At 63.6% G+C, this 25,945-nt stretch carries 15 protein-coding genes; 10 read left to right on the forward strand and 5 right to left on the reverse strand.

From position 1 onward, the window contains the following. Positions 1–34: 34 nt before the first annotated feature. The gene (gene putA / locus AC07PQ_RS13930; RefSeq protein WP_493185722.1) at positions 35–3,988 is read right to left on the reverse strand and encodes a trifunctional transcriptional regulator/proline dehydrogenase/L-glutamate gamma-semialdehyde dehydrogenase; all 3,954 of its coding nucleotides are present in this window, start codon (positions 3,986–3,988) and stop codon (positions 35–37) included. Positions 3,989–4,449: 461 nt separating this feature from the next. Between putA and putP the strand changes: the two genes are divergently transcribed. Beyond that, positions 4,450–5,934 carry a sodium/proline symporter PutP gene (gene putP, locus AC07PQ_RS13935; RefSeq protein ID WP_007926806.1) on the forward strand — a complete coding sequence of 495 codons (1,485 nt, stop codon included), beginning with the start codon at positions 4,450–4,452 and terminating at the stop codon, positions 5,932–5,934. Between the two features lie 160 nt (positions 5,935–6,094). Continuing rightward, positions 6,095–6,931, forward strand: a complete 837-nt coding sequence (locus AC07PQ_RS13940; RefSeq protein ID WP_007926805.1) for a 23S rRNA (adenine(2030)-N(6))-methyltransferase RlmJ — start codon at positions 6,095–6,097, stop codon at positions 6,929–6,931. Between the two features lie 111 nt (positions 6,932–7,042). On the opposite strand, the gene msrA is transcribed toward AC07PQ_RS13940, so the two are convergent. The 4 genes from msrA to aceE form a co-directional block, all read right to left on the reverse strand. Further along, on the reverse strand, positions 7,043–7,690 hold the full coding sequence (msrA, locus tag AC07PQ_RS13945) for a peptide-methionine (S)-S-oxide reductase MsrA (protein ID WP_007926804.1): 648 nt from the start codon (positions 7,688–7,690) through the stop codon (positions 7,043–7,045). Positions 7,691–7,763: 73 nt separating this feature from the next. After that, positions 7,764–10,457, reverse strand: coding sequence for a putative bifunctional diguanylate cyclase/phosphodiesterase (locus AC07PQ_RS13950; protein WP_007926803.1), 2,694 nt, complete (start codon positions 10,455–10,457; stop codon positions 7,764–7,766). A gap of 310 nt (positions 10,458–10,767) precedes the next feature. Continuing rightward, a complete protein-coding gene (aceF, locus tag AC07PQ_RS13955; RefSeq protein WP_493185723.1) occupies positions 10,768–12,720 on the reverse strand; it encodes a dihydrolipoyllysine-residue acetyltransferase in 1,953 nt (650 codons plus the stop codon). A gap of 11 nt (positions 12,721–12,731) precedes the next feature. Beyond that, a complete protein-coding gene (aceE, locus tag AC07PQ_RS13960) occupies positions 12,732–15,377 on the reverse strand; it encodes a pyruvate dehydrogenase (acetyl-transferring), homodimeric type (RefSeq protein WP_007926801.1) in 2,646 nt (881 codons plus the stop codon). A gap of 381 nt (positions 15,378–15,758) precedes the next feature. Here aceE and glnE point away from each other — a divergent pair, with 381 nt between their 5' ends. The 8 genes from glnE (at position 15,759) to AC07PQ_RS14000 (ending at position 25,799) form a co-directional block, all read left to right on the forward strand. Further along, complete coding sequence (gene glnE / locus AC07PQ_RS13965; RefSeq protein WP_053259388.1) at positions 15,759–18,698, forward strand: bifunctional [glutamate--ammonia ligase]-adenylyl-L-tyrosine phosphorylase/[glutamate--ammonia-ligase] adenylyltransferase; 2,940 nt, start codon at positions 15,759–15,761, stop codon at positions 18,696–18,698. A gap of 140 nt (positions 18,699–18,838) precedes the next feature. Further along, the gene (waaF, locus tag AC07PQ_RS13970) at positions 18,839–19,873 is read left to right on the forward strand and encodes a lipopolysaccharide heptosyltransferase II (protein ID WP_007926799.1); all 1,035 of its coding nucleotides are present in this window, start codon (positions 18,839–18,841) and stop codon (positions 19,871–19,873) included. Beyond that, positions 19,874–20,935 (forward strand): lipopolysaccharide heptosyltransferase I, encoded by a 1,062-nt coding sequence (gene waaC, locus AC07PQ_RS13975; RefSeq protein WP_053259389.1) that lies wholly within the window; start codon positions 19,874–19,876, stop codon positions 20,933–20,935. Next, positions 20,935–22,056, forward strand: a complete 1,122-nt coding sequence (locus AC07PQ_RS13980; RefSeq protein WP_007926797.1) for a glycosyltransferase family 4 protein — start codon at positions 20,935–20,937, stop codon at positions 22,054–22,056. Before waaC ends, AC07PQ_RS13980 begins: the two co-directional genes overlap by 1 nt. After that, positions 22,056–22,862: a lipopolysaccharide core heptose(I) kinase RfaP gene (gene rfaP / locus AC07PQ_RS13985; protein WP_493185724.1), complete on the forward strand. Its 807-nt coding sequence runs from the start codon at positions 22,056–22,058 to the stop codon at positions 22,860–22,862. Before AC07PQ_RS13980 ends, rfaP begins: the two co-directional genes overlap by 1 nt. Then, complete coding sequence (locus tag AC07PQ_RS13990) at positions 22,862–23,596, forward strand: lipopolysaccharide kinase InaA family protein (RefSeq protein WP_007926795.1); 735 nt, start codon at positions 22,862–22,864, stop codon at positions 23,594–23,596. Before rfaP ends, AC07PQ_RS13990 begins: the two co-directional genes overlap by 1 nt. Beyond that, entirely contained in the window at positions 23,593–24,345 is a 753-nt protein-coding gene (locus tag AC07PQ_RS13995; protein ID WP_007926794.1) for a lipopolysaccharide kinase InaA family protein, read from the forward strand. Before AC07PQ_RS13990 ends, AC07PQ_RS13995 begins: the two co-directional genes overlap by 4 nt. Continuing rightward, complete coding sequence (locus AC07PQ_RS14000; protein WP_493185725.1) at positions 24,345–25,799, forward strand: lipopolysaccharide kinase InaA family protein; 1,455 nt, start codon at positions 24,345–24,347, stop codon at positions 25,797–25,799. Before AC07PQ_RS13995 ends, AC07PQ_RS14000 begins: the two co-directional genes overlap by 1 nt. Positions 25,800–25,945 lie beyond the last annotated feature (146 nt).

Here is a 25,945-nt window from a genome sequence, read left to right on the forward strand (position 1 = left end):
AGGGCGCCCTTTTTCATGCCGCGGACTATCGGCTTCAGCCGATGGTCATCAGGCTGGCGTTACCGCCGGCCGCCGCGGTGTTGACGCTCAAGGCGCGCTCGATCACCAGGCGTTCCAGGGCAATCGAGGTTTCGCCTTGCGACAGGCCGTGAACCCCAACGATGGCGCCGGCACGCTTGGCCACTTGCTGGCAGACCGCGCGCAGCTGGTCGGAATCACCGTGATGCAGGACCGCGTCGAACACCACGTCGTCCTTGGTCCAGTCGGCCACGCGCTGGATGCGCGCTTGCACGTCCTTCGGCAGGCGGGCGTAGAGCGCTTTGCCCGGTTCGCCTTCCGGCCAGACCGCCGAACCACCCACGGCCAGGACCGCAGCCAGTTGAGTCAGCAGGTCGCCTTCGACTTCCGCCAGGCACAGCACGTGTTCGCGCGGCAGGATGGCGTAGCTGTTGCGTTCCCCGGTCGGGCCCGCCAGGACGCGGGTGACACCGCTCTGCGACTGCGCCGCGAACTGTACGCACAGGGCGCTGAGGTCCGCCAGCTTGTTGCTGTCGGCCCAGGCTTGCAGGGCGTTCAGCGGCTTGCTCATGGCATCGCGCAGGCGCACGTCCGGGGCGTTCAGGGCGTCGCCACGGGCGAACGACTGCTCGATGGCGTCGGTCGGACGGGTCGACAGCAGGCGGTACAGGTACAGCGGGCCGCCGGCTTTCGGGCCAGTGCCCGACAGGCCTTCGCCGCCAAATGGCTGCACACCGACTACGGCACCGACGATGTTGCGGTTGACGTAGACGTTACCGGCGTTGACGTTGTCGATCACCTTGGCGATGGTCTCGTCGATGCGGGTGTGCACGCCCAGGGTCAGGCCGTAGCCGGAAGTGTTGATCTGCGCGATCAGCTGGTCGATGTCCTTGCGCTTGTAGCGCACCACGTGCAGCACCGGACCGAAGATCTCCCGTTGCAGTTCGTCGAAGCTTTCCAGCTCGATCAAAGTTGGCATCACGAAGGTGCCGCGCTTGATCTCTTCACCATCGGCGATCGCCACCTGATACACGCTGCGGCCTTTGTCGCGCATGGCCTGGATGTGTTTCTCGATGCCGGCCTTGGCTTCGGCGTCGATCACCGGGCCGATGTCCACGGACAGGCGCTCGGGGTTGCCCAGGCGACTTTCCGCCATGGCGCCCTTGAGCATTTCGATCACGCGGTCGGCGGAGTCTTCCTGCAGGCACAGCACGCGCAGGGCCGAGCAACGCTGGCCGGCGCTGTCGAAGGCCGAGGAGACGACGTCGATCACCACTTGTTCGGTCAGGGCCGAGGAGTCGACGATCATCGCGTTCTGGCCACCGGTTTCGGCAATCAGCGGGATTGGTCGGCCCTGGGCGTCCAGGCGGCCGGCGACGTTGCGTTGCAGCAGGCGCGCGACTTCGGTGGAGCCAGTGAACATCACACCCTTGACCCGATCGTCGCCGACCAGACGGGCACCGACGGTTTCGCCACGGCCCGGCAGCAGTTGCAGCACGCCTTCCGGAATGCCGGCTTCGAGCATCAGGCGAACCGCTTGCGCGGCGACCAGTGGCGTCTGTTCGGCCGGCTTGGCCAGTACCGGGTTGCCAGCGGCCAGGGCGGCGGCGACTTGGCCGCTGAAGATTGCCAGCGGGAAGTTCCACGGGCTGATGCAGACCACCGGGCCCAGTGGGCGGTGCGCGTCGTTGCTGAAATCGTTGCGAGCCTGCACCGCGTAGTAGCGCAGGAAGTCCACGGCTTCACGCACTTCGGCGATGGCGTTGGCGAAGGTCTTGCCGGCTTCGCGGGCCAGCAGGCCCATCAGCGGCTGGATCTCGCCTTCCATCAGGTCGGCGGCGCGTTCGAGGATCGCGGCGCGCTCGGCCGGCGGCGTGGCCTGCCAGATCGGCGCGGCGTTCAGCGCGCACTGGATGGCGTTGTCGACGTCTTCGACCGTGGCTTCCTGTACGTGGCCGACCACATCGCGGTGATCGGACGGGTTCAAGACCGGCGCCGGGGTTTCGCTGCTGGAAGCGCAACCGAGCATCGGCGCGGCTTTCCAGTGGTTGTGGGCGGTGGCCAGCAGGGCGCAGGACAAGGACGCCAGGCGGTGTTCGTTGGCCATGTCGATGCCGGCGGAGTTGGCGCGCTCGCTGCCGTACAGATCACGCGGCAATGGAATGCGCGGATGCGGCAGGCCGAAGCCGCCTTCCAGGGTCGCCATCTGCTCGATCTGGCTGACCGGGTCGGCCACCAGTTCCTGGATGGAGATCGACTGGTCGGCGATGCGGTTGACGAACGAGGTGTTGGCGCCGTTTTCCAGCAGGCGGCGGACCAGGTAGGCCAGCAGGGTTTCATGGGTGCCGACCGGGGCGTACACGCGGCACGGACGGTTCAGCTTGCCATCGGCGACCTTGCCTACCACCTGTTCGTACAGCGGTTCGCCCATGCCGTGCAGGCACTGGAACTCGTACTGGCCCGGGTAATAGTTCTGACCGGCGATGTGGTAGATGGCCGACAGGGTGTGGGCGTTGTGGGTAGCGAACTGCGGGTAGATGACTTCCGGTACCGACAGCAGCTTGCGGGCGCAAGCGATATAGGACACGTCGGTGTACACCTTGCGGGTGTACACCGGATAGCCTTCCAGGCCTTCGACCTGGGCACGCTTGATCTCGCTGTCCCAGTAGGCGCCTTTCACCAGGCGGATCATCAGGCGGTGACGGCTGCGGCGCGCCAGGTCGATCACATAGTCGATCACATACGGGCAGCGCTTCTGGTAGGCCTGGATCACGAAGCCGATGCCGTTCCAGCCGGTCAGCTGCGGTTCGAAGCACAGGCGCTCGAGCAGATCCAGCGACAGCTCCAGGCGGTCGGCCTCTTCGGCGTCGATGTTCAGGCCGATGTCGTATTGCTTGGCCAGCAGGGTCAGCGACAGCAGGCGCGGGTACAGCTCGTCCATCACGCGCTCGTACTGGGCGCGGCTGTAGCGCGGGTGCAGGGCCGAGAGCTTGATCGAGATGCCCGGGCCTTCATAGATGCCACGACCGTGGGACGCCTTGCCGATCGAATGGATGGCTTGCTCGTAGGACGCCAGGTATTTCTGCGCGTCGTGCTCGGTCAGTGCCGCTTCGCCGAGCATGTCGTAGGAGTAGCGGAAGCCCTTGGCTTCGAACTTGCTCGCATTGGCCAGGGCCTCGGCGATGGTTTCGCCGGTGACGAACTGCTCGCCCATCAGGCGCATGGCCATGTCGACGCCCTTGCGGATCATCGGCTCGCCGCTCTTGCCGATGATGCGGCTCAGGGACGAGGTCAGGCCGGCTTCGTTATGGGTGGCGACCAGCTTGCCGGTCAGCAGCAGGCCCCAGGTGGCGGCGTTGACGAACAGCGACGGGCTGTTGCCCAGGTGCGGCTGCCAGTTGCCGGTGCTGATCTTGTCGCGGATCAGCGCGTCACGGGTGCCTTTGTCCGGGATGCGCAGCAGGGCTTCGGCCAGGCACATCAGGGCCACGCCTTCCTGGGACGACAGGGAGAATTCCTGCAGCAGGCCCTGGACGATACCGGCACGGCCGCCGGCGCTCTTCTGGTTGCGCAGTTTTTCGGCGATGGTCGCGGCCAGCTTGTTGGTGGCTTCGGCCATGGTGGCCGGCAGGCGCGCCTGCTCCAGCAGCATCGGTACCACTTCCGGTTCCGGGCGGCGGTAGGCGGCGGTGATCGAGGCGCGCAGCACCGATTGCGGCAGGATGCTTTCGGCGAATTCGAGGAAGCACTGGTGAGCGTGGTCGGTCTGCACTTCGCCAGCGTCATCGCCGTCGGTGCGGGTCGAACCGCTCAGCTCGGTCAGGGTTGCACCACCCTCGAGTTTTTCCAGGTAATTGAAAATTGCCTGCTTGATCAGCCAGTGCGGCGTGCGATCGATCGAGGTTGCGGCAGCCTTCAGGCGTTCGCGGGTCGGGTCGTCGAGTTTGACCCCAAGGGTGGTGGTAGCCATATTTTTATCCTCATGTTTACCACGGTTGCGTGGCATCAGCTGGCGGCAAGATTAGCCGTGAGCCGAGAGAGGTGCAACCGGGTGCAACCTGTTTTTTATCGGAATAATAGGCAACTCATCAGGAATTAATTTCTGGTCCCTGGGCGGCGCTTCCGCTTGGTGCTTTTAATTCTGTCGCGATGAGTTTTTGCTCCAAAAAGGAGCAAAAACGGGGCGTTCGCCGGAAAAATCGCTTGGGTGCAACTTATTCTCGCGAAACAGGTTGCACCTTCTTTGAATTGTTGAATAGCATTCGCGCCCAAGGTGCAACCGGTCCTCGAGGCCGGTTCATCGGCTGGTGGCTTTCCTGGGGAAACATCAGTCATAAATGCGCGGAGTAGCCAACCGTCTCTCAGACGTAGTCGTTTGAGAGCGGTGGTGCTGACCGCCGCTACATAAAAACAAAGCCAGGGCGTAACTCAATGAGTGCAAGCAATCCAACCTTGATCACGTTCGTGATCTACATCGCAGCTATGGTGCTGATCGGCTTCATGGCCTATCGCTCTACCAACAACCTTTCTGACTACATCCTCGGTGGCCGCAGCCTGGGTAGCGTGGTGACCGCGCTTTCCGCCGGTGCTTCCGACATGAGCGGCTGGTTGCTGATGGGCCTGCCGGGCGCCATTTACATGTCCGGCCTGTCCGAGAGCTGGATCGCCATCGGCCTGATCGTCGGTGCCTACCTGAACTGGCTGTTCGTCGCCGGTCGTCTGCGAGTACAAACCGAACACAACGGCGATGCATTGACGCTGCCGGACTATTTCTCCAGCCGCTTCGAGGACAAGAGCGGGCTGCTGCGGATCATCTCCGCGATCGTGATCCTGGTGTTCTTCACCATTTACTGCGCTTCCGGCATCGTTGCCGGTGCCCGTCTGTTCGAAAGCACCTTCGGCATGCCTTACGAGACCGCCCTGTGGGCCGGTGCCGCGGCGACCATCGCCTACACCTTCGTCGGTGGTTTCCTGGCAGTGAGCTGGACCGACACCGTACAAGCCACCCTGATGATCTTCGCCCTGCTGCTGACGCCGATCATCGTGCTGCTGGCCACCGGTGGCGTCGACACCACCTTCCTGGCGATCGAAGCCCAGGACCCAAGCAACTTCGACATGCTGAAAAACACCACCTTCATTGGCATCATCTCGCTGATGGGCTGGGGCCTGGGCTACTTCGGCCAGCCGCACATCCTGGCACGCTTCATGGCCGCGGATTCGGTCAAGTCGATCGCCAACGCCCGTCGTATCTCCATGACCTGGATGATCCTGTGCCTGGGCGGCACCGTGGCCGTGGGCTTCTTCGGTATCGCCTACTTCTCGGCGCACCCGGAAGTGGCCGGTCCCGTGACCGAGAACCACGAGCGGGTGTTCATTGAGTTGGCCAAGATCCTGTTCAACCCATGGATCGCCGGTGTGCTGCTGTCGGCCATCCTGGCGGCGGTGATGAGCACCCTGAGCTGTCAGTTGCTGGTGTGTTCCAGTGCCCTGACCGAAGACTTCTACAAGGCCTTCCTGCGTAAACATGCTTCCCAGCTGGAGCTGGTATGGGTCGGTCGCGCCATGGTGCTGCTGGTTGCCCTGGTCGCCATCGCCATGGCCGCCAACCCGGAAAACCGCGTGCTGGGCCTGGTCAGCTACGCCTGGGCCGGTTTCGGCGCAGCCTTCGGTCCTGTGGTGCTGATCTCGGTACTGTGGAAAGGCATGACCCGCGACGGCGCGCTGGCCGGCATCATCGTCGGCGCCGTGACCGTGATCCTGTGGAAGCACTTCAATGTGCTGGGCCTGTACGAAATCATCCCGGGCTTCATCTTCGCCAGCCTGGCCATCCTGCTGGTGAGCAAGATGAGCGCGCCGAGCGCCGGCATGGTCCAGCGTTTCGAGGCAGCCGAGAAAGACTACAAGCTCAACCACTGATCGGGAGCCGCTGAGGCGCTAACCCTGCAGTGATTCGAAAAGCCCGCATTCCCTGGGATGCGGGCTTTTTTATGGGCGTGCCTGCGCCGTGGAAGCTCCCGACACGACCTGACGCCGGCCGTGGCACAGGGTAAACTTCGCCCCCTGCGCAGGAGCAACCATGAACTATCGTCACGCCTTCCACGCCGGCAACCACGCCGACGTCTTCAAACACCTGACCCTGACCCGCCTCATCGCCCTGATGTCGCGCAAGGAGCAGCCGTTCGCCTACCTCGACAGTCATGCCGGCATCGGCCTGTACGACCTCCAGGGCGATCAGGCCAACCGCACCGGCGAGTACCTGGAAGGCATCGCGCGCCTGTGGGGCGAGCAGGACCTGCCAGCGCTGACCGCCGACTACATGGCGGTGCTGCACAAGATGAACCCCGATGGCGAACTGCGTTATTACCCGGGTTCGCCCGAGCTGGCGCGGCGCCTGACCCGTTCCCAGGACCGGGTGCTGCTCAACGAGAAGCATCCGGAAGACGGGTTGTTGCTCAAGGAAAACATGAAGGGCGATCGGCGGGTGGCGGTCCACCTGGGCGAGGGCTGGCATGTGGCGCGGGCGCTGCTGCCGGTGGCCGAGAAGCGCGCGGTGATGCTGATCGACCCGCCGTTCGAACAGCTCGACGAGATGCAGCGTTGCGCCGCGTCGTTGAAAGAAGCCATCGGCCGGATGCGCCAGACCGTGGCGGCCATCTGGTACCCGGTCAAGGATCAGCGGGCGCTGCGCCGCTTCTACCAGGACCTGGCCGGTACCGGCGCGCCGAAGCTGCTGCGTGTGGAACTGCTGGTGCATCCGCTGGATACGCCCAACAGCTTGAACGGCTCGGGCCTGGCGATTGCCAACCCGCCGTGGGGGCTGGAAGAGGAGTTGCGCGAGCTGTTGCCGTGGCTGGCGCAGAAACTGGGCCAGACCCAGGGTGGCTGGCAGATGGATTGGCTGATCGCCGAATAATGTGAGGTGTAGCCGCTGCCGAGGCCCGAGGCTGCGATGGGCAGCGAAGCGGCCCCCGAGGGCGCTCCTGCGGACCGCATCGCAGCCTCGTGCCTCGTCAGCGGCTACGGGTCAGATCGGGCAGGTCACGCCTGTGCCGCCGATCCCGCAGTAGCCTTCCGGGTTCTTCGCCAAGTATTGCTGATGGTAGGCCTCGGCGTAGTAGAAGGTCGGGGCTTCTTCGATTTCCGTGGTGATGGCGCCCAGCCCGGCCTTGGTCAGCTCGGCCTGGAACACTTTTTCGCTGGCCTTGGCCTGCTCCAGCTGGGTCGGGTTGGTGGCATAGATCACCGAGCGGTACTGGGTGCCGATGTCGTTGCCCTGGCGCATGCCCTGGGTCGGGTTATGCAGTTCCCAGAACATCGCCAGCAGTTCCTGGTAGCTGACTTTCTCCGGCTCGTAGACCACCAGCACCACTTCGCTATGGCCGGTCAGGCCCGAGCAGACTTCTTCGTAGGTCGGGTTCGGGGTAAAGCCGCCGGCGTAGCCCACCGACGTGCTGAACACGCCCTCGCGCTGCCAGAACTTGCGTTCCGCGCCCCAGAAGCAACCCAGGCCGAAGATGGCGAATTCCACGTTGCCCGGGAACGGGCCCAGCAGCGGGTTGCCGTTGACGAAGTGTTCGGCTGGCACGGTCATCGGGGTTTCGCGGCCAGGCAGGGCTTGTTCTTTGGTAGGTAGCACGTTTTTGTTCACCAGAATTTCCGAGCGCAGAACCATGATCAGTCCTCTCAGTCAGGGTGGGATTGAGTAATTAACCAGACACGCAGTTTGCCCGAGTGTTACAGCGCTGTCAGGCGATTGGGCCGCGCGGATAACGTTTGAGCTTGTCGATCAGCTCCGAGCCGGGGATCGGCCGGTCGAACAGGTAGCCCTGGCCGACATCGCAGCGGTGGCGACGCAGGAAGGACAGCTGCTCCGCGGTTTCGATGCCCTCGGCCACCACCTGGATCTTCAGGTTGTGGGCCATGGCGATCACCGCCGAGGTGATTTCCATGTCGTCCTGGTTGGCGGGGATTTCATGGATGAAGCTGCGATCGATCTTGATGATGTCGATCGGGAATTTCTTCAAGTAGCTCAGCGACGAATAGCCGGTGCCGAAGTCGTCCATGGCCAGGGTCAGGCCGAGCTTTTTCAGCTGGTCGAGTTGCTGGTGGGTGTCTTCGGTGGCTTCCAGCAGCAGACCTTCGGTCAGTTCCAGCTCCAGCAGCGAGGCGGGCAGCTGTTCTTCCTTGAGGATGCTGGCGATGGAGGCCACCAGGTCCGGGTCGGAAAACTGCTTGGGCGACAGGTTGATCGCTACCTGCAGATTGCCCAGGCCAGCGGCGGTGAGCTGCTTGCTCATGCGACAGGCCTGGCGCGCGATCCATTTGCCGATCGGGATGATCAGGCCGGTCTCTTCGGCGACGCTGATGAACTGGTCCGGGCGGATCATGCCCTTTTCCGGATGGTTCCAGCGCAGCAGCGCCTCCAGGCCCAGCAGGCGTCCGCTGCGCAGGCACAGCTTGGGCTGGTAGAACACGTCCAGCTCGTTCTGGGTCAGGGCGCGGCGCAGGTTGTTTTCCACGAACAGCTTGTAGCTGGCTTCGGCGTTCAGGGCCTCGGTAAATACCTGCACCTGATGTTTGCCGTTGGCCTTGGCCTTGTGCAGCGCCAGGCCGGCGTTGCGCATCAGGGTCTGCGGGTCGCGGCCGTGCAGCGGTGCGCAGGCCAGTCCCACGGAGCCGGTGACGCTGATGAGTTGGTTGTCGACGAACATCGGCTTGTCGAGGGTCATCAGCAACTGGCTGGCGATCTGTTGGCCGGCCTCCAGGTCGGTGTCGTCCAGCAGCACGGCGAACTCGTTACTGGCGAAGCGCGCCAAGCTGCCGCTCGGGCTCAGGCTGTTGCGCAGGCGCCGGGCCAGGCTGATCAGCAGCTTGTCGCCGGTCTGGTGGCCGAGGCTGTCGTTGATCCGCTTGAAATTGTCGATGTCCACCAGCAGCAAGCTGATGGGGCTGTCGCTGTCGCGGGCGAAGCGTTCGTCGAGGTTGCGGATGAAGGCGGGGCGGTTGCCCAGGTTGGTCAGGTTGTCGGTGTAGGCCAGGCGCTCGATGCGTTGCTGGGCCAGCTTGGTCTGGGTGATGTCTTCGTAGATGCCGATGTAGTGGGTCAGTTCGCGGTTGTCGCCATAGACCTTGGAGATCGACAGCTGGCCCCAGTACGGCTCCAGGTTCTTGCGCCGGCTCTTGAACTCGCCCTGCCAGCTGTTGCTCTTGGCCAGGCTGGAGGGCGCGTCGAACAGCAGTTCGCTGAGGTTCTCCAGCGCCGGCAGTTCCGCCAGCCGATGGCCGTGGACTTCCTCGGTGCTGTACTGGGTGATCGCAGTGAAGCTCGGGTTGACGTACTCCACCACGCCGTCGCAATTGACCAGCAGAAAGGCATTGGCGCTTTGCTCGACCGCACGTTGGAACAGGTGCAGGGCGCTAGTGGCGGTACGGCGGTTGTGGTTGTTGATGACCTGGGCGAACTGGTCGGCCAGCTCGCCGGCAAAGGCGATTTCATCGGATTGCCAGGCGCGGGTGTTGCCCACTTGTTCCAGGCACAGCACGCCGACCACCTGGCCGTCGATGCGGATACTGGCGTCGAGCATGGCGTTGATATTGCGCGGGCGCAGGCTCTCGGCCATTTCCCGGGTGCGCGGGTCACGCATGGCATTGTGCGCATCGATGGCCCGGCTGGTGTGCAGGGCTTCGAGGTAGTCGGGGAAGTCGCTGGCGTCGATCGTCTCCGGCAGGATGTATTCCTGCAGGTCGCGGTGATAGGCGCAGATGGGCACCAGCGACTGGCCTTCCAGGTTCCAGATGCTGGCACAGTCGATTTCGTAGATGTCGCAGGCGCTGCGGGTGATCAGCTCGGCGGCTTCCAGCAGGGAGTTGTTGGCGCTGTAGCGCTGGCGGGCCAGGAGCAGGATCAGGTCTTGCTGGGCGCGCACCCGTTCGAGGTGCTGGAGTTGTTCCTGCTGGGCACGCTGATTGAGTTCCAGGGCGATTTGCAGGCGACTGTTCTGGGTTTCCAGGTCGGGCGCGGAGAGCGGCTGATCGTTCTCGAGCAGGCCGTCGACCACCAGGAAATAGCCACGCAGCAGGTGTCGATTGTGCTGTTTGTAGGCTTCGCCGAGTTCCAGCAGGCTGAGTGAGCCCTTGGCGGTGTGCAGGGTGTAGCGAATCAGGTAATGCGGGCTGTGGGTCAGTTGCTGCTGGATCGCATCGTGCAGCTGATAACGGGCTTCCGGTTCCATCAGGCTGGCATAGGGCGAGCCGACCAGGGCACAGAGCTCGACGGCGGGCAGGCCGAATTGGCGTTCACAGTTCGGGTCGAGAAACAGCAGGGCCCAGCTCGCTTCATTCAGCCGTTCGAAACGCAGCATGCCGAGCCGCGAGGGCACGGGCAACTGCGTCACTACCTCGGCCACCATACGGCTGGCGGCATCGGGTTGGCTTTTCATGGGGAAACTCGCTTGGTAAATGCTGATCGCGCCGGGCTCGCGCCCTCTTTACTGTTGCCTGCGGCAAGGTTGCATCATGCGGCACTGACTGACAAGTGAGATGAAGGCTAAGTGCTATAAGAATCTATCGGCAGAACGGAAGATTTCTGAAAGCTAATCTTTCCTGGTGTTTTACCGGGCTTTGGCGGCTGGTTACAGCGATTTTTCGGCAAAAAAAAGCCCCGCCAAATCGACGGGGTTGAGGTACGAGCGTGGCGCTCGAAAAGGGTGCAACGGCCGGCTTCCCCATGACAGGGAAGCCGGCCGAGTCTTACAGCAGGATGGTGCGGATATCCGCCAGCAGATCGCTCAGACGCTTGGTGAAGCGTGCAGCAGCGGCGCCGTTGATCACGCGGTGATCGTAGGACAGCGACAGCGGCAGCATCAGCTTCGGCTGGAAGGCTTTGCCGTCCCAGACTGGCTGGATGGTGGCCTTGGAAACGCCGAGGATCGCCACTTCCGGTGCGTTGACGATCGGCGTGAAGCCGGTGCCGCCAATGTGACCGAGGCTGGAGATGGTGAAGCAGGCGCCCTGCATGTCGTCCGCCGAGAGCTTCTTGGTCCGGGCTTTTTCAGCCAGGGAAGCGGCTTCGGCAGCCAGTTGCAGCAGGCTCTTCTGATCGACGTTCTTGATCACCGGTACCAGCAGGCCATCCGGGGTGTCGACCGCGAAGCCGATGTTCACGTACTTCTTGCGGATGATCGCTTTGCCGCTAGGCGCCAGCGAACTGTTGAAGTCCGGCAGTTCCTTGAGCAGGTGCGCGCAGGATTTCAGCAGCAGCGGCAGGATGGTCAGCTTGACGCCGGCCTTCTCTGCAACGGCTTTCTGGGCGATCCGGAAGGCTTCCAGCTCGGTGATGTCGGCCGAGTCGAACTGGGTGACGTGGGGCACGTTCAGCCAGCTGCGATGCAGGTTCGATGCGCCAGCCTGCATCAGGCGGGTCATCGGCACTTCTTCGATCTCGCCGAAGCGGCTGAAGTCCACCACCGGAATCGGTGGGATGCCCGCGCCACCGGTTGCGCCGCCAGCAACTGGCGCTTCCTTGGCCTTTTGCATCATCGCTTTGACGTAAACCTGCACGTCTTCCTTGAGGATGCGACCGTGCGGACCGCTGGCGCCAACAGCGCTCAGCTCGACGCCGAACTCACGGGCCAGTTGACGCACTGCAGGGCCTGCGTGAACTTTGGCGCCAGGCTTGGCAGGTGCAGCGGCCGGGGCGGCAGCAGGTGCAGCAGCAGCCGGAGCAGCAGCGGCAGGTGCCGGAGCGCTTGGCGCCGCCGCGGCAGCTGGAGCCGGGGCAGCAGCAGGTGCTGCGCCTTTGACTTTCAGCTTGAGGATCAGGTCGCCGGTACCGACTTCGTCGTCCAGCTTGATCGCAACGCTTTCCACGATGCCGGCGGCAGGCGATGGGATTTCCATGCTGGCCTTGTCGGACTCGAGGGTGATCAGCGACTGGTCGGCTTCAACGCTGTCGCCAGCCTTGACCAGCACTTCGATGATCTTGGCCTTGCCGGCCGAACCGATATCCGGGACGTGGATGTCCTGGACGCTGTCGGCCACTGGGGCGGCAGGTGCGGCAGCAGCTGGTGCCGGAGCAGCAGCGGCCGGAGCGGCAGCCTGGGCAGGCGCAGCGGCGGCAGGGGCAGCGCCCGCCACTTTCAGGGCCAGGATCAGGTCGCCAGTGCCGACTTCATCGTTGAGCTTGACGCTGATGCTCTCGACCACGCCAGCGGCTGGCGATGGGATTTCCATGCTGGCCTTGTCGGATTCGAGGGTGATCAGCGACTGGTCGGCTTCGACGGTGTCGCCGACCTTGACCTGGATCTCGATGATCTGGGCCTTGCCCGACGAGCCGATATCCGGCACGTGGACTTGCTGGGTCGAAGCGGCGGCAGGCGCAGCAGCAGGAGCGGCAGGCGCCGGCGCTGCAGCTGGTTTTTCCGCGGCCTTGGCAGCCGGAGCGGCGGCCGCTGGCGCCGCGGCAGCGGCACCCTCGACTTCCAGTTCCAGCAGCTCGTCGCCTTCTTTCAGGCGATCTCCCAGCTTCACTTTCAGGCTTTTGATGATGCCGGCTTTGGGCGCCGGAACTTCCATGCTCGCCTTGTCCGATTCCAGCGTCAGGATGCTCTGGTCGGCTTCGATACGGTCGCCGACCTTCACAAACAGTTCGATTACTTCACCTTCACCGCTGCCGATGTCAGGTACGCGAATGAGTTCGCTCACAAAAAATCTCCTCAGCAGTCCAGTGGGTTGCGTTTTTCCGGGTTGATACCGAACTTGGTGATGGCCTCGGCCACGACCTTAGGTTCGATGTCACCACGGTCAGCCAAGGCTTCCAGGGCTGCCAACACCACGAAATGACGGTCGACTTCGAAGAAGTGACGCAGCTTCTTGCGGCTGTCACTGCGGCCGAAACCGTCGGTGCCCAGGACTTTGAATTCCTTGGACGGGACCCACTGACGAATCTGTTCGGCGAACAGCTTCATGTAGTCGGTAGAGGCGATGACCGGGCCCTTGCGGCCGCTCAGGCACTCTTCGACATAGCTCAGCTTAGGCTTTTGGCCCGGGTGCAGACGGTTGCTGCGCTCGACTGCCAGGCCATCGCGACGCAGTTCGTTGAAGCTGGTAACGCTCCAGACGTCCGCGCCCACGTTGAATTCTTCACGCAGGATCTTCGCCGCTTCACGGACTTCGCGCAGGATAGTGCCGGAGCCCATCAGCTGTACGTGGTGCGCCGCTTCGCGGGTGTCTTCCTCGAGCAGGTACATGCCCTTGATGATGCCTTCCTCGACACCGGCCGGCATGGCTGGCTGCTGGTAGGACTCGTTCATCACGGTGATGTAGTAGAAGACGTCCTGTTGCTCTTCGGTCATCTTCTTCATGCCGTCCTGGATGATCACCGCCAGCTCGTAGCCATAGGTCGGATCGAAGGTACGGCAGTTCGGGATGGTGCCCGCCAGCATGTGGCTGTGACCGTCTTCGTGCTGCAGGCCTTCACCGTTGAGGGTGGTGCGGCCGGCGGTACCGCCGATCAGGAAGCCACGGGTACGGCTGTCGCCAGCGGCCCAGGCCAGGTCGCCGATACGCTGGAAGCCGAACATCGAATAGAAGATGTAGAACGGCAGCATCGGCTGGTTGTGGCTGGAGTACGAGGTACCGGCTGCAATGAAGGAGCTCATGGCGCCCGCTTCGTTGATGCCTTCCTCGAGGATCTGGCCCTTCTTGTCTTCGCGGTAGAACATCACCTGGTCTTTATCGACTGGCTCGTAGAGCTGGCCGACGGACGAGTAGATGCCCAATTGACGGAACATGCCTTCCATACCGAAGGTGCGGGCTTCGTCGGGGATGATCGGCACGATGCGCTGGCCGATTTCCTTGTCCTTGACCAGCTGCGCGAGGATCCGCACGAAGGCCATGGTGGTGGAGATTTCGCGGTCGCCCGAACCGTCGAGGATGGCCTTGAGGGTATCCAGTGGCGGGGTCGGGATGTTGAAGCTCTTGGCGCGACGCTGAGGCACGAAACCGCCCAGCGCGGCACGACGCTCGCTCAGGTAACGGGCTTCGGCACTGCCTTCTTCCGGTTTGAAGAACGGCAGGTTTTCGATCTCTTCGTCCTTGACCGGAATGTCGAAGCGGTCGCGGAACAACTTCAGGCTGTCGACATCGACTTTCTTGGTGTTGTGCGCGGTGTTCTTCGCTTCGCCGGCGCCGGTGCCATAACCCTTGATGGTCTTGGCCAGGATGACGGTCGGTTGCTCTTTGTGGTTGACCGCCTCGTGGTAGGCCGCATAGACCTTGTACGGGTCGTGGCCGCCACGGTTGAGTTTCCAGATTTCGTCGTCGGACAGGTCTTCGACCATCGCCTTGAGTTCTGGCGTGTTGAAGAAGTGCTCACGCACGAAGGCGCCGTCTTTGGCCTTGTAGTTCTGGTACTCGCCGTCGATGACTTCGTCCATGCGGCGTTGCAGGATGCCGTCGGTGTCCTTGGCCAGCAGTGGGTCCCAGAAACGGCCCCAGATGACCTTGTTCACATTCCACTGGGCGCCACGGAACACGCCTTCGAGTTCCTGGATGATCTTGCCGTTGCCGCGAACCGGGCCGTCGAGGCGCTGCAGGTTGCAGTTGATGACGAAGATCAGGTTGTCCAGCTTCTCGCGGCCGGCCAGGGAGATCGCGCCCAGGGATTCCGGCTCGTCGCACTCGCCGTCGCCCATGAAGCACCAGACTTTCTGCTTGCCCGGCTGGATGAAACCGCGGGCTTCCAGGTACTTCATGAAGCGCGCCTGGTAGATCGCCTGGATCGGACCCAGACCCATGGAGACGGTCGGGAACTGCCAGAAATCAGGCATCAGCCATGGGTGCGGGTAGGAGGACAGGCCGTTGCCATCCACTTCCTGACGGAAGTTGTTCATCTGGTCTTCGCTGATGCGGCCTTCCATGAAAGCGCGAGCGTAGACGCCAGGGGAGGCGTGGCCCTGGAAGTAGATCAGGTCGCCGCCATGTTCTTCGGTTGGCGCCTGGAAGAAGTAGTTGAAGCCGATGTCATACAGCGTCGCACTGGAAGCGAAGCTGGAGATGTGACCGCCCAGGTCAGAATCTTTCAGGTTCGTACGCATGACCATGGCCAACGCGTTCCAACGTACCAGCGAGCGAATGCGGCGTTCCATGAACAGGTCGCCAGGCATGCGTGCTTCGTGGGTGACGGGAATCGTGTTGCGGTACGGCGTGGTGATGGCGTAGGGCAGTTGCGAGCCGCTGCGGGTCGCGAGTTCGCCCATACGGGTCATCAGGTAGTGAGCACGGTCTTCGCCTTCTTTGTCGAGAACCGATTCCAGGGCGTCCAGCCATTCCTGGGTTTCGACGGGATCGAGGTCTTGCATGGCTTGCTCCAGGGCGGAAAGGCTTCCAGAATCGGTTGCCTGAGTTTGCGACTGGCCTTGTGGGCAGACGATAAAATTCTTGGATTGCCGGAGGTTGATACGGCGGCGTGTAGTTTTACTACAAATCGTCGGCCATTTCAGCCTTTCGAATGTATAGACGAGTAGTAAAACTACAGAAGATTGGCTTGTGGCCTCCTGCTGCGTTGTGAGAATAATCGTTACTGTTGGTCGATTTCCAACACCAATGGGTAAGAATTTGATGCTGGCTGCCAAAATAATAAAAAATTCAGCTATTTCTAACTTTTGTTCGACAGTCCTTCAAGGGCCGCGCCCGCAGAATTTGCCCCGACCGCCCCTTTCTACGCCGATCAAGGATAGCCCATGAGCCTGCCCGCGCTTGCCGAACTCCCAGCGACTCTCCTGCCTTTTGTCAGCCGTGCGGAGCAGTCGTTCCGTAGTGCCGTGTCGACCCTGGACGACGATCACGGGCTCGCCGCCTGGACCCCCGAGCGCTGGGCCGAGTTCGCCCGGGTGAGCGCCGCCAGCGACTTTTTCATTGAACAGAGCCTTCGTGACCCTTTGATGTTGCTGGAGCTGGTGCGCGGCGGTGAGCTCGACCGCGGCTTCGGCCCGGGCGAGCTATGCGCGCAGATCGCCGCGGCGGTGCAGCAGGCCACCAGCGAAGACGAGCTGGGGCGGGTGCTGCGGCGTCAGCGCAATCGTCATCAGGTGCGGATCATCTGGCGCGACCTGACACGCCAGGCGGATCTGGTGCAGACCTGTCGCGACCTCTCGGACATGGCCGACGCCTGCATCGACCAGGCCTATCAATGGTTGTACCAGCGCCACTGCGAGCAGTTCGGTGTTCCCACCGGCCGGCGCAGCGGCGAGCCGCAGCAGATGGTCATCCTCGGCATGGGCAAGCTGGGCGCCGTCGAGCTGAACCTGTCGTCCGACATCGACCTGATCTTCGCCTACCCCGAAGGCGGGGAGACCGTGGGCGTGAAGCGTGCGCTGGATAACCAGGAGTTTTTCATCCGCCTGGGGCAGCGCCTGATCAAGGCGCTGGACCCGATGACCGTCGACGGTTTCGTGTTCCGCGTCGACATGCGCCTGCGGCCCTACGGTTCGGCGGGCGCCCTGGTGCTGAGCTTCAATGCACTGGAGCAGTACTACCAGGATCAGGGCCGCGACTGGGAGCGCTACGCGATGATCAAGGCGCGGGTGGTGGCGGGTGACCAGATCGCCGGCGCGCAGTTGCTCGACATGCTGCGGCCCTTTGTCTATCGGCGTTACCTGGACTTCTCGGCGATCGAAGCGCTACGCACCATGAAGCAGCTGATCCAGCAGGAAGTGCGGCGCAAGGGCATGGCCGACAATATCAAGCTGGGCTCCGGCGGGATTCGTGAAGTCGAGTTCATCGCCCAGGCTTTCCAGCTGATCCACGGCGGGCGCGACCTGAGCCTGCAGCAGCGTCCTCTATTAAAGGTGCTGACCACCCTGGAGGGGCAGGGTTACCTGCCGCCCGCGGTGATCGCCGAGCTGCGTGAAGGTTACGAATTCCTGCGTTACACCGAACATGCGATCCAGGCGATCGCCGACCGGCAGACGCAGATGCTGCCGGACAATCCACAGGACCAGGCGCGTATTGCCTTCATGCTGGGTTTTGCCGACTGGGCGGCGTTCCATGAGCGGCTGATGTATTGGCGCGGTCGGGTGGAATGGCACTTCCGTCAGGTGATCGCCGACCCGGATGAAGACGAAGGCCACGAGTGCGAAGTGGTGGTTGGCGGTGAATGGCTGCCGCTCTGGGAAGAAGCCCAAGACGAAGAAGCCGCCTGCCGGCAGTTGCAGGAGGGTGGTTTCAATGACGCACCCAAGGCACTTAGGGCGCTGGCCGGCCTGCGTGGCAGCCCGCAATTGCGAGCCATGCAGCGTTTGGGGCGCGAACGCCTCGATGCCTTTATTCCCCGCCTGCTGGCCCAGGCGGTGGAACATGCTAATCCGGACCTGGTGCTGGAGCGGGTGTTGCCGCTGGTCGAGGCGGTGGCGCGACGTTCTGCCTATCTGGTACTGCTCACCGAGAACCCTGGGGCCTTGCGCCGCTTGTTGACCCTGTGTGCTGCCAGCCCGTGGATCGCCGAGCAGATCACCCGCTTCCCGCTGCTGCTCGATGAGTTGCTTAACGAGGGCCGGCTGTTCAAGCCGCCACTGGCGCCGGAGCTGGCCGCCGAGCTGCGCGAACGCCTGACGCGGATCCCCGAGGACGACCTGGAGCAGCAGATGGAAGCGCTGCGCCACTTCAAGCTGGCTCACCGCCTGCGGGTGGCAGCCTCGGAAATCGCCGGCAGCCTACCGCTGATGAAGGTCAGCGATTATCTGACCTGGCTGGCCGAGGCGATCCTCGAACAGGTGCTGGCCCTGGCCTGGCGCCAGACGGTGGCCAAATACGGCGCTCCGCAGCGCACCGATGGCAGCTTGTGCGATCCCGGCTTCATTATTGTCGGTTACGGGAAAGTCGGCGGCCTGGAACTCGGGCATGGTTCCGACCTGGACCTGGTGTTTATCCATGACGGCGATCCGCAGGCGGAAACCGATGGGCCGAAACCGATCGACGGCGCGCAGTTCTTCACCCGCCTGGGCCAGCGGATCATTCACCTGCTGACCACCCAGACCAACTCCGGCCAGCTGTACGAAGTGGACATGCGTCTGCGGCCGTCCGGGGCGTCGGGCTTGCTGGTGAGTTCGTTGGGGGCTTTCGCCCGTTATCAGGAGAACGAGGCCTGGACCTGGGAGCATCAGGCGCTGGTGCGCGCCCGGGTGCTGGTGGGTAGCCAGGATGTCGGCCAGGCCTTCGAGAAAGTGCGGGCGGCGGTGCTGGGTCGTGCCCGTGACCTGCCCAAGTTGCAGCAGGAGGTCAGCGAGATGCGGGCCAAGATGCGCGACAATCTGGGGACCAGGGCGACGGCTGCCGGAACCGCGGCAAATGCCTTCGAGGCCACGGCGCCGTTCGACCTCAAGCAGGACGCCGGAGGTATCGTCGACATCGAATTTATGGTGCAATACGCGGCCCTGGCGTGGTCGCAAGAGCACCCGTCATTGCTGCGCTACACCGACAATATCCGCATTCTGGAAGGTCTGGAGGAAGTCGGGCTGATGCCCGCGACCGACGCCAGTCTGTTGCGTGAGGTCTATAAGGCCTACCGCTCCGCGGCTCACCGCCAGGCCTTGCAGAACGAGGCCGGGGTCATCGCCGGCGACCAGTTCGCCAGCGAGCGACGGGAGGTATTGCGGATTTGGCGCGAGCTGGGGCTAAGCTAGGCAGCGTGCGCTGCGTTGCCACAAATGTATCCGGCGAGCCAGGTTGCGGCTCGTCCACAATGAGCTGGCGGTGAATGCCGCAGGGCTGGATTCTCGAGGCGGGGAGGCGTAAGCCTCCCCGGTTCGTTTTTGGAAACCACATGAATATTCTGATCGTTGGGCCCAGTTGGGTCGGTGACATGGTGATGGCGCAGACACTCTTCCAGTGTCTGAAACAGCGCCATCCTCAATGCGAGATCGACGTGCTGGCCCCCGAGTGGAGCCGGCCGATCCTGGAGCGCATGCCGCAAGTGCGGCGGGCCTTGAGCTTCCCGCTCGGCCACGGTGTGCTGGAACTGGCGACTCGTCGGCGCATCGGCAAATCCCTGGTCGGCCAGTACGACCAGGCCATCCTGCTGCCCAACTCGCTGAAGTCGGCGCTGGTGCCGTTTTTTGCCGGCATCGCGCAACGCACCGGCTGGCGTGGCGAGTTCCGCTACGGCCTGCTCAACGACGTGCGCACGCTGGACAAAGAACGTTATCCGCTGATGATCGAGCGCTTCATGGCCCTGGCTTACGAGCCGGGCGCCGAGCTGCCCAAGCCGTATCCGCGTCCCGACCTGCAGATCGATCCGGCCAGCCGCGAAGCGGCGCTGGCCAAGTTCGGCCTGACCCTGGACCGCCCGGTGCTGGCGCTATGTCCGGGTGCCGAGTTCGGCGAAGCCAAGCGCTGGCCGTCCGAGCATTACGCCAAGGTTGCCGAGCTGAAGATCCGCGAGGGCTGGCAGGTCTGGCTGTTCGGTTCGAAGAACGATCACGTGGTCGGCGAAGACATTCGCGCCCGGCTGATTCCTGGGCTGCGCGAAGAGTCGGTCAACCTCTGCGGCGGCACCTCCCTGGCCGAGGCCATCGACCTGCTGTCCTGCGCCGATTCCGTGGTGTCCAACGACTCCGGGCTGATGCACGTGGCGGCGGCGCTGAATCGCCCGCTGGTGGCGGTGTACGGCTCGACATCGCCGGGTTTCACCCCGCCGCTGGCCGACCAGGTCGAAGTCGTGCGCCTGGGCATCGAGTGCAGCCCGTGCTTCGATCGCACCTGCCGCTTTGGCCATTACAACTGCCTGCGCCAGCTGCTGCCCGACTCGGTGGACCAGGCCTTGCAGCGGTTGCAAGGCACCGCGGTCGAGGTTCGGTAAGTGCGGGTACTGTTGATCAAGACCTCTTCCCTGGGTGACGTGATTCATGCGCTGCCGGCGCTGACCGATGCGGCGCGGGCGATCCCGGGGATCAAGTTCGACTGGGTGGTGGAAGAGGGGTTCGCGGAAATCCCGACCTGGCACCCGGCTGTGGATAAAGTGATCCCGGTGGCGATTCGCCGCTGGCGCAAGAACATCTGGCAGACCATCAAGAGTGGCGAGTGGCGGCGCTTCAAGCAAAGCGTGCGTGCCACCAAGTACGATCTGGTGATCGACGCCCAGGGCTTGCTGAAAAGCGCCTGGCTGACGCGCTACGTCAAGGCGCCGGTGGCCGGCCTGGACAAGCAGTCGGCACGCGAACCCCTGGCGGCGCGTTTCTATTCGCGGCGCCTGGCCGTCGCCCGCGGCCAGCATGCCGTGGAGCGTGTGCGCCAGCTGTTCGCCGTGGCGCTGGGGTATGACTTGCCCCAGGGCCTGGGCGATTACGGCCTGAACGTCGAGAAACTGGTGGAGTTGCCGCGGCCCAAGCCGTTCGTGGTGTTCCTGCACGGCACCACCTGGGACACCAAGCACTGGCCGCAAGCCTATTGGCGCGAGCTGGCCGAACGCATGGGCCAGTTGGGCGTCGAGGTCAAGTTGCCGTGGGGCAACCCGGCGGAGAAGGCCCGGGCCGAGCGTATTGCCCAGGGCCTGAGCAACGCCACGGTGCTGCCGAAGCTGAACCTGGCGGGCGTCGCCAAGGTGCTGGCGCAAGCCCGGGCCTGCGTCGCGGTGGATACCGGGCTTGGCCATCTCGCCGCGGCGCTGGATGTGCCGACCATTTCCCTGTTCGGCCCGACCAACCCGGGCCTGACCGGTGCCTATGGCAAGGCGCAGATCCATATGGCCAGCGACTTCCCCTGCGCGCCGTGCCTGCAGAAAAAATGCACCTATCAACCGACGGCTGAAGATCAGCGGCGGTTCGACCTGAAACGCGAGTGGCCGCTGTGCTTCACGCGTCTGAATCCTGAGCGTGTCGCCAGCCGGCTGAGCAGGTTGTTACTGGCTGAGGAGCTGCGCTGATGCAATTGGCTTTTGTCCTTTATAAATACTTCCCGTTCGGCGGCTTGCAACGGGACTTCATGCGCATCGCCCTGGAGTGCCAGAAGCGCGGGCACCGGATTCGCGTCTATACGCTGATCTGGGAAGGCGATGTGCCGCCGGGTTTCGAGGTGCTGGTGGCGCCGGTCAAGGCGTTCTTCAACCATCGTCGTAACGAGAAGCTCAGCGCCTGGATGGAGGCCGACCTGGCCAAGCGTCCGGTGGACCGCCTGATCGGCTTCAACAAGATGCCCGGCCTGGACGTGTACTACGCCGCCGACGGCTGCTTCGAAGACAAGGCGCAGAACCTGCGCCACTCGCTGTACCGCCGCTGGGGCCGCTACCGGCACTTCGCCGAATACGAGCGGGCGGTGTTCGCCCGGGACGCCAAGACCGAAGTGCTGATGATTTCCGAGGTCCAGCAGCCGCTGTTCATCAAGCATTACGACACCCCGGTGGAGCGTTTCCACCTGCTGCCGCCAGGCATCGCCCAGGACCGTCGCGCGCCGGCCAACGCGGCCGAGATCCGCGCCGAATTCCGTCGCGAGTTCGCCCTGAAAGACGATGATTTGCTGCTGGTGCAGATCGGCTCCGGGTTCAAGACCAAGGGCGTGGATCGCAGCCTCAAGGCCGTGGCTGCCTTGCCGCCGGAGCTGAAGAAACGCACCCGGCTATTTGTAATTGGCCAGGACGACCCCAAAGTATTCCAATTACAGAGCGCGGCATTGGGCCTGGGCGAGCATGTGCAGTTCCTCAAGGGGCGCAGTGATATTCCGCGTTTCCTGTTGGGCGCCGATCTGTTGATCCACCCGGCGTACAACGAAAACACCGGCACCGTGTTGCTGGAAGCGCTGGTGGCCGGCTTGCCGGTGCTGGTCAGCGCGGTCTGCGGTTATGCCCATTACATCGCCGAGGCCGACAGCGGCCTGGTACTGGACGAACCACTGGAGCAGGGACAGCTCAATCAATACCTGAACACCATGTTGACCGACGACGCTGCACGCGCGACCTGGAGCCGTAACGGCCTGGCGTTCGCCGAGACGGCCGACCTCTATAGCATGCCGCAGCACGCTGCGGATGTGATTCTGGCGGAGCAACACTGATGAAGTTGATTCTTGCCGAACCGTTCAAGACCCTTTGGGCCGGACGCGATGCGTTCGCCGAAGTCGAGCGTCTGGACGGCCAGGTCTACCGTGAACTGGAAGCCCGCCGTACCTTGCGTACCGAGGTGGCTGGCGAAGGGTTCTTCGTAAAGATTCACCGCGGTATCGGTTGGGGCGAGATCTTCAAGAACCTGCTCACCGCCAAGCTGCCGGTGCTCGGCGCGGGCCAGGAATGGCAGGCCATCCAGCGCTTGCAGGAAGTAGGTGTGCCGACCATGACCGCCGTGGCCTATGGCGAGCGCGGCAGCAACCCGGCCAACCAGCATTCGTTCATCGTCACCGAGGAGCTGGCGCCGACCATCAGCCTCGAAGACTTCAGCATCGACTGGGTCAAGCAGCCGCCGCAGCCCAGGCTCAAGCGCGCGCTGATCGCCGAAGTGGCGCGCATGACCGGCATGATGCACCGCGCCGGGGTCAACCATCGCGACTGCTACATCTGTCACTTCCTGCTGCACACCGACAAGCCGGTGACGCCGGATGACTTCAAGCTCTCGGTGATCGACCTGCACCGCGCCCAGACCCGCCCGGCCATCACCCGGCGCTGGCGCGACAAGGACCTGGCGGCGCTGTATTTCTCGGCACTGGATATCGGCCTGACCCGGCGCGACAAGCTGCGCTTCCTCAAGGGTTATTTCCAACAGCCGTTGCGCCAGATCCTGAGCGACGAAGCGCCTCTGCTGGCCTGGCTGGAGGGCAAGGCCAACAAGCTGTACGCACGCAAGCAGCGGTACGGAGATGCGCTCTGATGGCGGGTTGGAACCTTGAACCTGGGTATCGGGAGCTGGCGCAGGACTTCGGCAGTCTGGATGCGGTCTTTGCCCTCGAGGGCGAACACCTGACCCGCGACCCGTTGTCGGAGGTCATCCGGGTCGAACGCAACGGCATCAACTATTACGTCAAGCGCTACACCGGCGCCGGCAAGAACCTGCGGCGCTATCTGGGCAAGCCGCGGGTCAAGTCCGAGTGGCAGAACCTCAAGCGTTTCGCCAAGTGGGGCATTCCCACGGCGGAGGTGGTGGCCTGGGGCCTGGAGCGCCGTGGCCTGGCTTACGACCGGGGGGCGATGATCACCCGCGAGCTGCCACGCACCGAAGACCTGTCGGTCCTGGCCGAGCGCAACGACCCGCTGCTGGCCGATCGGGCCTGGGTGGACCGGGTCAGCCAGCAGCTGGCGCGCTACACGCGGATCATGCATGAGCATCGCTTTACCCATAACGACTTGAAGTGGCGCAACCTGCTGATCGACGATGAGGTCCGGCTGTACCTGATCGATTGCCCCAATGGCGATTTCTGGCGCGGTTTCTGGCTCAAGTACCGGATCACCAAGGACCTGGCGTGCCTGGACAAGGTGGCCAAGTATCATTTGTCCGCCACCCAGCGCCTGCGCTTCTATTTGCAGTACCGCCAGCGCACCCGGCTGAATGCTGCGGACAAGTGCCGCATCCGGCATGTGCTGAGATTTTTCGAGGGACGCGAATGACCGATTTCCTGGCGGCTCAGGACCGTGCGTTGCTGGAGCGCCACGGCCTCGACAGCTTCGACGCGTTGTGGGCCAAGCAACTTGAGGCGGTGGACGAGCCCAACACCGATGGTGGGGGCTGGAGCAGCGTGTATCGCCTTGACCTGGAAGGCCACGGCTACTACCTCAAGCGCCAGAGCAACTACTTGACACGGACCCTGCACCGGCCGTTCGGCGAGCCGAGTTTCGCCCGCGAGTTTCGCAATATCAGCCGCTACCAGCAGTTGGGCATTCCAGCGCTGCAGGCGGCCTTCTTTGGCGAGCGCAAGGTGGCAGGCGAAACCCGGGCGATCCTGCTGACCCGGGCGCTGGATGGCTGGAACGACCTGGATTCGCTGCTGCAGCAATGGGCGCAGCTCAGCCCGGACCAGCACGCGGCGATCCTGAGGGCCTGCGGCCTGCTGGCGCGCCAGTTGCACGCGGTGCGCCAGGTGCACGGCTGCTTTTATCCCAAGCATATTTTCCTGCGGGCCACCGGCGACGGTTACCAGGCGCAATTGATCGACCTGGAAAAGACCCGTCCGCTGTTGTTCGGCCAGCGTGACCGGGTCAAGGACCTGGAGCCGCTGTTGCGTCGCGCCCCGGTCTGGAGTGAGAGCGATGTGCGCGCCTTGCTTGCGACCTATCTGGATCAGCCGCGGGACAGCTCGCTGGTCGATGCCTGGCTGAACCGCCTGAGTGCGCGCCGCAGCCACAAGGAGACTCGTTGATGCGTCTGTCCGAACTTGAACGGGCCGGCCGCGGGCCAAGCCTGCCGTTGAGCCTGGAGCTGGCCGACGCTGCCGGGCCGGCCACGCTGCAGTTGTTCAGCCTGCTGCGGGTGCTACCGGGGCAGCGCTACGTCGGCGCCGGTGTATGGCGCGGGCGTCCGGTGCTGGCCAAGTTACTGGTGGGGGCCAAGGCGGCGCGGCATTTCCAGCGTGAGCTGCAAGGCGTGCGCTTGCTTGAAGAGCAGGGCATGACCACGCCGTTGCTGCTGGCAGACGGTCTGAAGGAGGGCGAGGGCGGCTGGCTGCTGTTCGAGTTCCTGGAAGGTTCCGAGAGCCTGGGCGATGCCTGGAAACAAGTGGAGTCGTTGCCGGTGTTGGCCGATCAGCAGCAGGCGGTACTCGCCGAAGCCCTGGCCGCCATCGCCGAATTGCACGGCAAGGGCCTGTGGCAGGAAGACCTGCATCTGGACAACCTGCTGCGTCATCAGGGCAAGTTGTACCTGATCGATGGCGCCGGGATCTGCGTGGAACAGGCGGGCAAACCGCTGTCCCGGCAGAAAGTCCTGGAAAACCTCGGGGTGTTTTTCGCCCAGCTGCCCAAGAGCCTGGAGCCCTTCACCGAAGAACTGCTGGTGCATTACCTGCTGAACAATGCCGAGCATGCCTTGCCGCTGGAAGCCTTGCAGAAGCAGGTGGACAAGGTGCGCAGCTGGCGCTTGAAGGATTTCCTCAACAAGGTCGGTCGCGAGTGCACTCTGTTCAGCGTGCTGCGCGGGCCCTTCGCCTTGCGGGCGATTCGGCGCGAGGAAGAGGCGGCGATGCTGCCGGTGCTGGAGCAGGCCGACGCGCTGCTGGACCAGGGGCACCTGTACAAGACCGGTGGCGCCGCCAGCGTCGGCCGAGTCGAAGTGGCGGGCCGCACCCTGGTGGTCAAGCGCTACAACATCAAGGGTTTTGCCCATTGGCTCAAGCGCTTCTGGCGCCCCAGCCGGGCCTGGCATTCGTGGCAGGAGGGCAATCGCCTGGCGTTCCTCGGCATTGCCACGCCCAAGCCGCTGGCCTTGCTGGAGAAGCGTTTTCTCTGGCTGCGCAGTCGGGCCTATCTGGTGACCGAATACCTGGCGGGGCCGGACATCATCGAACGCTTCGCGCCCTATATCGACAGCGGCGCGGCTCCGGAAGCGGAGTTGCAGGCGCTGGACCGGCTGTTTGCCGAGTTGATCCGCGAACGCATCAGCCATGGCGACTTCAAGGGGCACAACCTGTTCTGGCAAGAGGACCGCTGGGCGCTGATCGACCTGGATTCCATGTGCCAGCACCACAGCCTCGGCAGCTTCGCCCCGGCCTACGCCCGCGACCGTGCGCGCTTCATGCGTAACTGGCCAGAAAGCAGCGCGCTGTATCAGGTCATCGACCAACGCCTGCCTAAAACCGCCGAACCTTTCACCGGCTGACACCTGTAGCCGCTGCCGCAGGCTGCGATCTCAAGAGCGCGAAGCGGTCGCGCTCTTGAGATCGCAGAAAGGTTCTTCGGGCCTTGTCGCAGCCTGCGGCAGCGGCTACAGATCCCTCGCAGGCCATATTGGGCGCCAGTGCCCGC

Source organism: Pseudomonas sp. GW821-FHT09E12, from assembly GCF_059416085.1.